Genomic DNA, 12498 nt, shown 5'->3' with positions numbered 1-12498 from the left:
AATGTATAAAAAAATAGTTTACTACCTTTGCAAGCTCAATGAATAATTCCACTGCATCAGATTCGATATACAACCTTCCTTTTGCATTACTCTGCCTGAGTTCACTTTTATTTTCTGCCAGTTTTAATATGCTTATACCTGATTTGCCGGCTTACCTTAGTGGTTTGGGTGGCGCTGAGTATAAGGGCTTGATTATCGCGTTGTTTACGCTTACGGCAGGTATATCGAGGCCGTTTAGCGGAAAGTTAACCGACACCATTGGCAGGGTTCCGGTTATGGCAGTAGGATCTATTGTATGTTTTGTTTGCGGATTCTTATATCCTATACTGGGTACGGTTGCCGGATTTTTGTTTCTGCGCCTCATCCATGGCTTTTCGACCGGTTTTAAGCCAACTGCTACTGCGGCTTACGTTGCAGATATCATTCCGCGGGAGCGTTGGGGAGAGGCTTTGGGAATACATGGTTTGTGTTTTAGTACAGGAATGGCCATTGGTCCTGCTATTGGTAGTTTTATTAGTGGTCTGTATTCAATAAACGTACTGTTTTACAGCTCATCTGCTTTGGCGCTGCTTTCGATCATCATATTGATGAATATGAAAGAGACCTTGAAGGATAGAAAAAAATTCAGTTTATCTATTCTTAAAATATCCCGCAAGGATATTATTGATGTCAGGGTATTACCTGCAGCTATTGTAACCTTGCTATCGTATGTAGGTTATGGCGTAATACTGACCTTAATACCCGATTGGAGCGGCTATATAGGACTGGCCAACAAGGGGATATTTTTTATGGTGTTTACCATATCCTCATTGCTGATCCGGTTTATTGCCGGAAAAGTTTCTGATAAATATGGCCGTTTGAATGTAGCAATCTGCGGATTGACCATTTTGTGTGCCTCTTTGGTAATTACAGGATATGGCACCTCTGAAGCCGGTTTAATTACCGGAGCAGTAATTTATGGCATAGGTGCAGGTGTTTTATCTCCTGCTTTAAACGCGTGGACTATAGACCTTAGTCACCCGCAACATAGGGGTAAAGCTATGGCAACCATGTACATCGCTCTAGAGGCAGGTATAGGTTTGGGTGCATTATTTGCCGGCTGGGCATATCAGGATGTGGTCTTTATGATTCCACCGATTCTATATTGTACTGCTGGTGTTGCATTTATGGCCCTTGTGTATATGGTGATCTGGAAAAAGCGTGCTATGTCATTTAGAGGGGGCGATAGCGACTGATTTCTTGTTATTAACCACAATTTCAAGCAAGCTATCCATGTTCTTTATTTTTACTTTTGCAGGTGTTTCTTTTATAATCTGATCATCAACGTGCGCATCCCTACATGCTGTAAAAATAGCTGCCGTTTTTGACCTTATTGATTTAATGGTAAATACGCTTTCTTTACCCTGATGAATTACTGATATATAATCTGATAGTGTTTGTCTTTTACTTTCAGCAACCATCAGTACATCAAAATATCCATCACCCGGGTCGGCATCAGGACTTAGTTGCAAATTAGGCCCCAGACTGGGAATGTTCATAACTTCAATCAACAGAAATTTACCCTCAAAAACCTTATGATCTAATTCAATCGTGGCTTTGAAAGGCTTATATGTACTGCAGATTTTATGTAAAGTTTTGAGCGCCAGTTCAAACTCATCTTCAGGTGTTTTGATGTGGTCAGTATTCATTTTCGTTAACTGCTTCATCAGCTTAGGGAAAACGCCATATCCGAATGCTTCTATGAAAAAGAAAGTATCCTCTGGGGCAACTACCTGCCCTACATCGAACTTCTTTAAATGATAATTGTTCCAGGAACTGACATTTGTATTGTTGTTGTTGCTAATATGTAGTGAGGTGGCAATATTATTCGCAGTACCAAAGGGAAGCAGGGCAATTGGCCTTTTGTATTTTAGCTTCTTATTTAGCAGTGTGATGATCATTTTCCGTATCGTTCCGTCTCCACCGGCAATTGCGATAAATTCCGTTTCGGGTTTGATGTTTCCGATTGATTTCTTTTTAGAAGAAGTATAATCGCATTTGTAGCCGTTAGATTCTATCAATTTAACGATTTCCTTTTTCGAGTATTCACCATCGCCTGCGGTTGGATTATGAATTAATCGGATGAGTTTGCTGGTTTTTTTCATATAGTTTGAACAATGTTGGCACAACTATGGTTTTCATTGTAGTAATTATTTTAAATAGCTATCATGAAAATCCTGATCACAAATGACGACGGTATTTATAGCCCCGGTATCAGGGCGCTGGCAAACATCGCACTGCGCTTTGGTACAGTTAGAATTGTAGCCCCTGATGTGGAGCAATCATCAATGGGACATGCCATTACACATTCGCGTCCGCTTTCTTATAAAAAATCGCCAATAACATTCGAAAACATTGATGCTTTTAGGGTAAATGGAACACCTGCAGATTGTGTTGCACTGGGCTTACATATGTATCCTGATACGGAAGTTGTGCTATCGGGCATTAATATGGGACCAAATCTGGGTAACTCTATGTGGCATTCGGGAACCCTTGCTGCCGCTAAACAGTCGGTTTTACTGGGAGTTAAGGGAATAGCATTAAGTACGCCTGTTGGTAAATCGGAACCAGATTTTGAAAGCCTGGATCCTTTTGTTGAGCAGGCATTAACTGTATTGTTAGAAAATACGAACCTAGGGCTGTATAATGTGAATTTTCCGCGTAAACCAAAAGGGCTTCAGTGGACAAGGCAGTCGGTAAGATTGTACGATGGAAGCGTGGTTCCAGGGCATGACCCAATGGGCAGGAAGCATTATTGGATTACGGTAAAACCACTTGAACTGGCAGAAGAGGGGACTGACCGGTGGGCGGTTAAAAATGATTTGGTGTCTATAACCCCTTTAAGGCTTGATTTAACAAATGAAACCGAATTGAAAAGTCATGAACCGACAGTAATTTTATCAAAAACTAATTAATTCTAGCTCTTGTTTGATATTATTGCTTTCTTTACTGTATGAAGAAATGGTTTCAAGCTAACAGTACACATTTTATTATCATAGGGATATTCTCTATTCTTTGTTTTGCCTATTTCAGTCCTGCTATGCAAGGCAAAGACCTTTACCAGAGCGATGTGCTTGAAGCCAAAGCAATGGCAAAGGAGATCATGGATGTTAGGGCGGAAACAGGAAAAGGGCCATTGTGGACCAATTCTATGTTTGGCGGGATGCCTAGTTTCCAGATCTGGGTATCGAACAGTGGCAGTATAGCCAACTACGTGATCAATACCTTAAAAACCGTATTTCCGAACCCGATAGATATTGTGCTTTGCTATCTGCTGGGGGCTTATTTTTTATTAAGCACATTAAAAATGAAGCCCTGGCTTGCTGCCGCAGGAGCCATTGCTTTTGCTTTTACCTCTTACAATTTCATTTATATTGAAGCCGGCCACAGCAATCAGGCTATGGCAATTTCGTTCTTTGCACCTGTACTGGGTTCTATTTTACTCACTTTTAGAGGTCGATACTTATTAGGCGGTCTGTTAACCGCTTTTTTCCTTGCTGTTGAAATCAGATGCAACCACATACAAATGACTTATTACCTGTTCATGTGCCTGCTCATATTGGCAGGTTTTGAACTGTATTATGCAATAGCATCTAAACAGTTAAGGGCCTTTTTTACGGCTGTAGGGTATCTTTTTGCAGGTGTGATTTTAGCCGTTGGTGTAAATGCAGGGCAATTATGGACTACCTACGAATATGGAAACGAATCTATCCGTGGTAAAGCAAATTTAACCAGAACAACCTCAAAGTCAGATACCGGACTTGGGCGTGATTATGCCTATCTCTGGAGCCAGGGTGTTGGCGAAATCTCTACATTCCTTGTCCCTAACATGTATGGAGGTGCTACTCAGATCAAACAATTAGACGAACATTCTAATGTAGCTAAAGCACTGGCGGCAAAGGGCGTTCCTGAAGATCAGGTTAAAGAGCTCATCCCTCAGCTTGAGCAAGGTTTATTAAGAACTTATTGGGGAGAAAAATCGAGCACTCATGGTCCATGGTATTTTGGGTGTATTGTGATCTTTTTATATGTTCTGGGGCTCTTTATAGTTAAGGGCAAAATGAAATGGTGGATTTTAACCTCTACATTTCTATTTGTGTTTTTATCGTTTGGCAGGCATTTTCCATTAATCTCTGATCTGTTTTTTGATTACTTCCCGATGTATAATAAGATGCGGGCAGTAGAATCTATATTGGTTATACCGGCATTAATTATACCATTGCTGGCATTTGTGGCACTTAAGCAGTTTGTAGATGAGAAAGATAAGGCAAAAGATTTACCCAAAAAATTACTTTATTCTCTGTACATAACAGGTGGCTGCTTGGTTTTATTTATGCTGGCACCAACCTTGTTTTTTGATTTTAGAGATTCATCGCATCAGGAAATGGTCAGCCACCTTGCAGAGGCTTTTAAAGCTGATCTTGGCTTTGCCAACTCCATAGGAAGCGCTTTGATTGAAGACAGGATATCACTTGCCCGTATGGATGCTTTCAGGTCTTTAGTTTTCATTTTACTGGGCTTTGGTATGCTATGGGCAATATTGAAAGGAAAAGTTAAAGCAAACACTGCATTTATTGTTTTAGGTGTGCTGATACTGGTTGATATGTGGGGTATAGACAGAAGATACCTGAACAACAGCAACTTCTATGATAAATCTGTGCTCGATCAAAATTACCAGGCCACTGCGGCTGATCTCCAGATATTAAATGATAAAGCACTTGATTTTAGGGTTATAGATTTTACAAAAGGTAATCCTTTCTTTGATGCGTCGGCTTCGTATTTCCACAAATCGGTAGGGGGAAGGCACTCTGCAAGGCTGCAGCGCTACGACGAGCTGATTACAGCACAATTTAACGAGAAAATAAACGAGCCTGTATTGGATATGCTAAATACCAAATACGTGATTATGGCCGATAAAGCTAGTCCGACGCCTCAGGCAATAGAAAGAAAAACAGCTTTGGGAAATGCATGGTTTATCAGCAATGTGAGCTATGTTAAAAATGCGGATGAAGAGATGAAAGCGATTACCAGCTTTGATCCGAAAACAACTGCAATAGTTGACGAGACTTTTAAATCTCAAATTGGTGATACAAAAACTCTAACTGATACTACTGCAAAGATTCAACTGACCGAATATCATCCGGATCACCTGGTTTACAAGTATAAAAGTGCACAGGATGCTATAGCTGTATTTGCTGAAGTTTGGTACGACAAGGGCTGGAATGCTTACTTAGATGGCAATAAAATCCCTTATTTTAGAGCCAATTACATACTTAGAGCAGCCAAACTACCTGCCGGAAATCATAATTTAGAATTTAAATTTGAACCGACTTCTTACCTTGTTGGAGATAAGATATCAATGATTTCTTCTTTAATTCTGGTAATCATTTCAGGTATTGCTGTATTTTTGCATTTCAGAGCTAAGAAAAAGACTGCGTTGATATAAACCATTAAACGATAAAGATTGTATTCAAAAGATCAGGCTTCTCAGATTAAGCAAGCTTTCTGGACTGCATATGGGCAGTATATGGCATTGCAACCTTCTGCTGAAGGGTTACGAATTAACTGGATTAACTATAAGACTGGTATCAAGCACCTGGCATTTAAAATGCAGGTTGATAAGAAGTCGGCATGGATAGGAATAGAGCTAGCCAATCCTGATTTAACCATACAGCAGCTTTTATTTGAACAGTTTGAAGAATATAAGAAACTGTTAACCGGAATTTTAGGAGAAGAATGGCAGTGGGAACTACATTCTACAGACGAATATGGCAAAACAGTTTGTAAGATATATACCGTTTTACCCGGCATAAGCATATTTAACAAAGAAGACTGGCCTAAGCTAATTTCTTTCTTTAAGCCTCGTATTATAGCGCTGGATGAGTTCTGGAGCGATGCGCGTTATGGTTTTGAATTATTCAAATAAGCTTTATTTAAAGTTCATCTGACCTTTCGTACCGGGTTTCGCCGGTTAATATCAGCTCGTTGGTGTCTTTATCAACGGCAAAATCGATATCCATAGCGTGATCATCAGTATAATCTATTGCGGCACACATCGAAAATTCGCTGATCTGATATTCTGCTTTAAATTTGCCTTTTAAGTTGTGATCACTAACAAGGCTATCTTTCAGAATCCCGATATTTTCTATTTTACCTTTACCGTATTCATAGTCCAGAATCAATTTTTCCAGTTCACCTGTTTTGCATATATGGTGATGAAGGAGGTGAATAAGTTGTTTAGGGTTTTCTTCAGTATCGTAAAAAGCCGAAGCGTCTATTTTAGTCTTCCTTGTGATTGCTGGCATGGGATGAATATTTTTTTTTAACCTAATACAATATTACTGTTAAATATACGTCTTTATACTGAGAGCGTTAATTTAGATAAGCGGGAATGGTCGGTATGATTATTCCCGCTTTCTTTTTTTAGGCCTTCTGACTTATGTTTTAGCGCTTCCCAAAATCGGACGGGCGGATATTTGTAAGTTGGAAAAATGCTTTGCTAAAGGCCGCAAGGCTATTATATCCGGTAGCGTATGCAATCTCACTGGTTGATTTACTGGTTTGCAGAATCATTTCTATAGCCCTAACCATCCTTAGCAGTTTTAAATATTGTAAAAAAGAGATACTCATTACAGATTGAAATAATCTGGAGAGTGTTCTTTCGGCCATACCAAATCTTTTTGCCATATCTTCCAGCGTAAGCTGTTCATTATAATGCCTGGCCAGAAAAGCTATAATGGGCATCAACCGTTCGTTGTTTGTGGTTGGTAAGGCTATGGGAAATGCTTTTATGCCAAGCTGAGGAAGCAGGTTCTTTAAAGAAGATAAGAATTGGAAAGGCACTACATTATCCGCAGAAATATTACCATTCCATTTCTCAGTAAAGATGATCATTTCAAGTAAAAGGTTATTGACAGGATAGATGCCCAATTGCTGAAAGAAAGGCTCCTTGGTATCACCCTGGTCATAAAAATAGATGTTTCTAATAACTGTAGCCTGATGCCTTACTTCGAGATAGTGGGTTAAGCCAACTGGCACCCATACATAATGCCTGGCAGGAATAATATAGCTCACGTTTTTAATGTGTATGAAAGCTACGCCGCCTTGAACGTACGTTAATTGCCCTTTTGTGTGCGAATGGGCGGTTAGCTTGCGCTCTATTTTTTCATGTAAAACGAATATACTATCTGGATTTAAGTCAATTGCGCTGAGATATTCTGAAGTTTTTAAAATATTCATTGGCTGGAATGGACAAATAATTGGCAATATAGATAAAATTACAGCTTTATCATATGGCTAACTTTGTGCATTCTATAAATTATATGTATTTCTATAAAAAACATTATGCTCTTATCTTGCTCTCCACCCTCATTTCAAGCACTACGTTAGCACAAGAAGAACCATCGGATAGTCAGTTGTCGTTAACCGAAGTCTGGAATAAAGCAGAAACGAATAGCAAAGCCATCAGAATGCAGCATCTGAAACTCAGCGAATCTGAAGAAGCTATAAAAGATGCCAAAGCAGAGCGACTACCTGATATTGAGGCCGAAGGGGAATATGCAAGGGTGAGCAATATGCCCATTTACGACAATGGCCTGTTTCATACTCCTTCACAATTTGAAGTAGTTCATACTGCATATAGTTTTGGTGGCAACGCATACCTTAATCTTTACAACGGGAATAAAACCAATCTCAAGATCAGAGAAGAGAAGGAAAAAAAGAATCTTTCTGCGGAACAGCTAAACCTAACCACCTCTGAAATTAAATTAAAGTCAGCTGCATATTACCTTGATCTGCAAAGAAGTAAAGTATTTAAAGACTTGCTGTTAAAGGATATAAGCGACCAGGAAAAACAGTTAGCAGAAATCAGACAGCTCCTTAAAAATGGAGTGATCCTGAAAAGCGATGTGCTTAGAGCAGAGCTTAAGTTGTCGCGCCAAAAGATGTCGCTAATACAGATTGATAACGACATTAATATAGCCAACCAAAAGCTGGCAATACTGATTGGTGAGCAGGATGACTTTAAAATATTGCCCGACTCACTAACCAATACTAGTTTAGCTATTAAAACTTATCCTGAATATCTGGATGAGGCCATATCACACGCTTATGAGCTAAAGATCTCTGAAAAGGAAACCGAATTGAACAAGCTGGAACTGAAAAAAGTAAAAGCAAACGTATCTTTTAAAGTGGGGCTGTTCGCAAATTATACCTATTCCTATCCACAAATTCAGTTTTATCCTTACTCCATAGCGATGTATGGAATTGGGTTAAGTGGGGTAAAAGCAAGTTTTCCTATCTCAGCATTTTACCATAACAAGCACAAAACCAAGGCAGCTGAGCTAGCATTTCAACGACGAGAGGTTGAACACGAAGCAACAACAGATAAAGTTAGACAGGAAGTAAACGAAGCCTATTTAAGATACAAAGAGGCTATTATAAGGATCGATGTAGCCAAGCAGAATATAAAGCAAGCGACAGAGAACCTGAGGATAGTTAACAATACTTATTTCAACCAGTTGTCACTGCTAACTGATCTTTTAGATGCGGATACACAATTGCTGCAAACCAGATTTGACCTTGCAGCAGCGCAGATAGCAGCGCAATTACAATATTTCCAATTACAAAAAGCAATAGGCAACCTTTAAAATGCGAACAAAAAAGAAAAACTATACAAGCACCGATCAGCTAATCACCAAAATCACGGCCTGGATTGCAGGCGCTATTGTTCTTGGTTTAATGATCTGGGGAGCAATTTCCTTACTGGACCTTTATAAGTATGAAGAAACCAATGATGCACAAGTAGAAGAATATATAAACCCTATAACATCAAGAGTAACAGGATACATAAGAACAGTTAAATACGAAGAAAATCAGGATGTAAAGAAAGGCGACACCTTGCTTGTTATCGACAATAGTGAGTACAGACTTGGTCAGCAAGAAGCCGAAGCGGCTTTGTTAAATGCACAGGCTCAGATTAAAGTAATGGAAAGCAATGAGCTCACCACAACTAAGGCAGCAAGCATTATGAAATCTCAGATCGCTTCTGCAAAAGCTAAACTTTTAAAGCAACAGCAGGATTATGATCGCTATTCAAAGCTTTTTAAAGTAGAATCTGCGACGCTTCAACAATTGGAAAATAGCAAGGCTGCCCTGGACGTAGCAGATGCTGAATACATATCGGCACTCAACGGGTATGAAACTTCGGCTTCGAAAGTTAACGACATCAGGTCTCAAAGGGAGGTATTTCTGGCTGAAATAAAGCGTAGAGAAGCATTATTGGATAGAAACAAGCTTGATGTAGGTTACACGGTAATTACTGCGCCGTACAATGGTAAGATGGGAAGACGAACCATACAGGAAGGTCAGCTGATCCAGGCCGGACAAACACTGGCATTTATTGTAGATCAGGAGGCGGGTAAATGGGTTATTGCCAATTTTAAGGAAACCCAAATTTCAACCATGAAACTAAATGGCCATGCGGTTGTTGAAACTGATGCTTATCCGGGTGAGGAGTTTCAGGGAACGATTGTTTCCTTATCTCCGGCAACAGGGGCAAGGTTCTCTTTACTTCCTCCCGACAATTCTACAGGTAATTTTGTAAAGGTGGTGCAGCGTATCCCAGTTAAAATTAAGTTAGACGACGACAAGAAAATTACGGATAAGCTAAAGGCCGGCATGAATGCTATTGTTATAATTGCTAAAAACCAATGATCGCTGTAAAGCCGGTATTTAAAAGCTGGGTTCCTGAATGGTTCATCAGAGGTACTATTTTCATTGTTATTTTACCCTGTCTGCTGCTTTTTGGCTTATCAACGGCCAACCCAAACGCTGCAGCCGGATATTATGGTATTGAACCTGCTGATGTTCAATATTCAATGATCATATTCTACGCTGCAGTTGCCAGTTTCTTTGCCTTAGAAAGGCGTTTTTTTGTGTACTTGGCTACTAAAGAGTATTTTCTTGTAGGGATTATATTGCAAATTGTTACTTCATACATTTGCTATAACACGCATAATTTACATACGCTTTTTATATTCAGGTTTATACAGGGAATGGCCAATTGTGGTACGACAAGCATTTGCATTACCCTAATATTTAGCAGGATACAGGGTGAAAGAGCAAGAGAAATCGGTTATTCTGTTTTCTATGGAATGCTGCTGTGTATAAGTCCGATATCTATGCTGCTTACCGCACCAATTGTAGATGCCTACGATTACAATTTCTTATATAAAGCCATCATATTTTGTTATTTACCCGGTGCTATTTTGCTACTGTCTATCATGAATACGGTCCGTTTAAACCGTAAGATTCCACTTTATCAGGTAGATTGGGCCAGTTTTGTGATCTATGCACTAATCTTGTGCTTAATTGGCTATGTGCTAGCCTATGGACAACAATACTATTGGCTGCAGGATAAGCGCATAGTTAGAAGTTGCGGCGCAATATTGGTACTATTGCTCATTCATATTTTAAGACAGCTCAATTTAAAAAGACCCAGCCAGGATCTGGAAGTATTTAAATACCGAAACTATATTGTTGGGGTGTTTTTAATCTTTGTGCTTTATATTGTTCGTGGCGCACTAAACGTTACAAATCTATACTTTGCTACTGTTTTAGGGATGGATCCGATTCATATCGCCTATACCATGACCGCCAATATTGTGGGAATAGTAATCAGTATTTTAATCTCTTCAAGACTTTTAATCCTAAAAAGACCTATGAGATTGATCTGGATGTATGGTTTTGGATTGTTGTTGATATTTCATATCTGGATGATCTTCCTTTTTAACACGCAGGCAGATGCTTCCACGTTTATTATTCCATTAATTGTTCAGGGAATGGGGGCGGGAATGCTGATGACTCCAGTAATTGTTTTTGCCGTTTCGTCGGTTCCTGAGCGTTTGGGTGGTACGGCTTCGGCCGTTGGAGTGTTTTTCCGCTTTTTAGGTTTTTGCAGCAGTATAGCCTTGATTAACTTTTACCAACTTTACAATAAGACCAATCACATAAACCGTTTTCAGGAGCATATTACTTCTTTAAATCCGGTAGCGGTAGAAAAACTTGAATTGTATAAAAGAGTATTAGTTGCAAAGGGAGTTTCTACAGGACAAGCTGCTAAAACTGCTCAGGGATTGCTTGGCAGATCTATAGAAATTCAGGCTCAATTGAGATCAGCAATAGATTACTATACAGTTATAAGTGGTTTATTGATTGTTGTAATCCTTATAATTGCATTGATTCCATACATTAACAGGACGATTATTAATCTTAAATCAAAACAACCTGCTCCAATATCTTACTAGTTGCTTATGCCTGGTCCTCACATAGTTCACACATTCCATACACATTCTTCATAAAAAGGTAACTGACTCATTGGTGGGTTTAGTGTGAAGGATGTGTGTAGAATGTGTGAAGAAACAAACTTATTGTTGTTAGAACTTATACGTAAAACCGGCGCCGAAAATCTGTTTAACCTGTAAAGCTCTTTTGCCCTCACCATCAAGCTTTGCGCCATTATCATCAAAGACAGGTATTGCAGTCTTGTCGTCATAAAGTAGTTGTACCCCAGCGTTTACGGTTACAAACTTATTTACCTTCATGAAAAGGTTAGCAGTATAATCTGTGTAGACGTTTTGTGGTTTGTCCAGATAGTTAGAGTATAATTTCAGGATATTCTCTAAACTGATATTTTCGACAAGATTTATTTTGTAATACGCATCTAATGAAGCACCAAACTCGTAACGAAGTCTTTTCATTGGGTCATTTCCGAATGACGCAGCTAACTTCCTGTTCCTCACAAAAACAAAACGGGATGCAAACGGAGAAATGTTGACTCTGAAATTATCATCGCGTTTGTAAGCGAAACCAGGTCCTAAAGTTAGATACGCCGGAGCAAATAAATCTGAGATGACTTCTTTTTTATCACCTTCATATCTGTATCCTTTAGCAAATTGAGTCTGGAAATTCGCATAAAAGGTATACATCCAATATTTGGATGCTTTATAACCAAGCAAACTGTTCAGGATAAGTCTGTCGTCATTTTTACGAACGCCAATATCGTCTTGTTTGCTCAGACCAAATCCAGCGATTGCTTTATTATCCCAACTCCATTTGTTCTTCTTATAGTTAAAGTCGTAGTTAAAAACGAGATTTCCGGCAATCGAATTTACACCGCCTGCAGCCCAATTTGAAAATGAGCTTTGGTTGATTAAGAAAGTATTCTCCCCGTGAATAGTCCAGGTTTTAGTCGTATCGGTAGCGGGTGTGTCTTGTGCATAGCCAATAAAGCTGGCACACGACAATGAAAGTAATAGGGCGATTTTTTTCATAATAGGTACTGTTTTTGATAAATTTTAAACGATTATGTTCTAATTTTTTCTATAAATGATTAATCTAATATCGTAAAATGTTATTATTTTATCAAAATAAACGCCCCACTTGAAAGAGAACTATGTC

Annotated in this window: 11 protein-coding genes; 7 read left to right on the top strand and 4 right to left on the bottom strand. The window is 39.1% G+C overall.

Translation table 11 applies throughout. The features are described from left to right. The first annotated feature begins 38 nt into the window (after positions 1-38). The gene (locus N824_RS13815; protein WP_048905712.1) at positions 39-1235 is read left to right on the top strand and encodes an MFS transporter; all 1197 of its coding nucleotides are present in this window, start codon (positions 39-41) and stop codon (positions 1233-1235) included. Here the strand turns inward: N824_RS13815 and N824_RS13810 are convergent. After that, complete coding sequence (locus N824_RS13810) at positions 1209-2144, bottom strand: diacylglycerol kinase family protein (protein WP_048905711.1); 936 nt, start codon at positions 2142-2144, stop codon at positions 1209-1211. The genes N824_RS13815 and N824_RS13810 overlap by 27 nt on opposite strands. A 63-nt stretch (positions 2145-2207) precedes the next feature. Between N824_RS13810 and surE the strand changes: the two genes are divergently transcribed. From surE to N824_RS13795, 3 genes are read left to right on the top strand one after another with little or no spacing between them, the layout of a single operon-like run. Next, the gene (surE, locus tag N824_RS13805) at positions 2208-2954 is read left to right on the top strand and encodes a 5'/3'-nucleotidase SurE (RefSeq protein WP_048905710.1); all 747 of its coding nucleotides are present in this window, start codon (positions 2208-2210) and stop codon (positions 2952-2954) included. A gap of 38 nt (positions 2955-2992) precedes the next feature. After that, positions 2993-5485, top strand: a complete 2493-nt coding sequence (locus N824_RS13800) for a YfhO family protein (protein WP_048905709.1) — start codon at positions 2993-2995, stop codon at positions 5483-5485. Between the two features lie 18 nt (positions 5486-5503). Then, positions 5504-5965 (top strand): DUF4268 domain-containing protein, encoded by a 462-nt coding sequence (locus tag N824_RS13795; protein ID WP_048905708.1) that lies wholly within the window; start codon positions 5504-5506, stop codon positions 5963-5965. A 7-nt stretch (positions 5966-5972) separates the two neighbouring features. On the opposite strand, the gene N824_RS13790 is transcribed toward N824_RS13795, so the two are convergent. Continuing rightward, the gene (locus tag N824_RS13790; RefSeq protein ID WP_048905707.1) at positions 5973-6344 is read right to left on the bottom strand and encodes a hypothetical protein; all 372 of its coding nucleotides are present in this window, start codon (positions 6342-6344) and stop codon (positions 5973-5975) included. Between the two features lie 139 nt (positions 6345-6483). Continuing rightward, positions 6484-7278 (bottom strand): AraC family transcriptional regulator, encoded by a 795-nt coding sequence (locus N824_RS13785; protein WP_048905706.1) that lies wholly within the window; start codon positions 7276-7278, stop codon positions 6484-6486. A gap of 83 nt (positions 7279-7361) precedes the next feature. Between N824_RS13785 and N824_RS13780 the strand changes: the two genes are divergently transcribed. From N824_RS13780 to N824_RS13770, 3 genes are read left to right on the top strand one after another with little or no spacing between them, the layout of a single operon-like run. Beyond that, entirely contained in the window at positions 7362-8687 is a 1326-nt protein-coding gene (locus N824_RS13780; protein ID WP_084498324.1) for a TolC family protein, read from the top strand. A gap of 1 nt (position 8688) precedes the next feature. Continuing rightward, positions 8689-9753, top strand: a complete 1065-nt coding sequence (locus N824_RS13775; protein ID WP_048905705.1) for an HlyD family secretion protein — start codon at positions 8689-8691, stop codon at positions 9751-9753. After that, positions 9750-11345 carry an MFS transporter gene (locus N824_RS13770; protein WP_048905704.1) on the top strand — a complete coding sequence of 532 codons (1596 nt, stop codon included), beginning with the start codon at positions 9750-9752 and terminating at the stop codon, positions 11343-11345. The genes N824_RS13775 and N824_RS13770 overlap by 4 nt, the downstream gene beginning before the upstream one ends. 129 nt (positions 11346-11474) lie before the next feature. Here the strand turns inward: N824_RS13770 and N824_RS13765 are convergent, their stop codons facing one another. Then, the gene (locus tag N824_RS13765; RefSeq protein WP_048905703.1) at positions 11475-12371 is read right to left on the bottom strand and encodes a DUF3078 domain-containing protein; all 897 of its coding nucleotides are present in this window, start codon (positions 12369-12371) and stop codon (positions 11475-11477) included. Positions 12372-12498 lie beyond the last annotated feature (127 nt).

It is taken from the genome of Pedobacter sp. V48 (assembly GCF_000523515.1).
Classification (GTDB): domain Bacteria; phylum Bacteroidota; class Bacteroidia; order Sphingobacteriales; family Sphingobacteriaceae; genus Pedobacter.
This window is presented reverse-complemented; position numbering and strand designations above follow the sequence as displayed.

Bases quoted from the DNA above. Each gene is read 5' to 3' on its own strand.
- N824_RS13810 (WP_048905711.1), bottom strand. From the start codon at position 2,144: ATGAAAAAAACCAGCAAACTCATCCGATTAATTCATAATCCAACCGCA.
- N824_RS13780 (WP_084498324.1), top strand. From the start codon at position 7,362: ATGTATTTCTATAAAAAACATTATGCTCTTATCTTGCTCTCCACCCTC.
- N824_RS13815 (WP_048905712.1), top strand. From the start codon at position 39: ATGAATAATTCCACTGCATCAGATTCGATATACAACCTTCCTTTTGCA.
- N824_RS13765 (WP_048905703.1), bottom strand. From the start codon at position 12,371: ATGAAAAAAATCGCCCTATTACTTTCATTGTCGTGTGCCAGCTTTATT.
- N824_RS13790 (WP_048905707.1), bottom strand. From the start codon at position 6,344: ATGCCAGCAATCACAAGGAAGACTAAAATAGACGCTTCGGCTTTTTAC.
- N824_RS13785 (WP_048905706.1), bottom strand. From the start codon at position 7,278: ATGAATATTTTAAAAACTTCAGAATATCTCAGCGCAATTGACTTAAAT.
- N824_RS13800 (WP_048905709.1), top strand. From the start codon at position 2,993: ATGAAGAAATGGTTTCAAGCTAACAGTACACATTTTATTATCATAGGG.
- N824_RS13775 (WP_048905705.1), top strand. From the start codon at position 8,689: ATGCGAACAAAAAAGAAAAACTATACAAGCACCGATCAGCTAATCACC.
- N824_RS13770 (WP_048905704.1), top strand. From the start codon at position 9,750: ATGATCGCTGTAAAGCCGGTATTTAAAAGCTGGGTTCCTGAATGGTTC.
- surE (WP_048905710.1), top strand. From the start codon at position 2,208: ATGAAAATCCTGATCACAAATGACGACGGTATTTATAGCCCCGGTATC.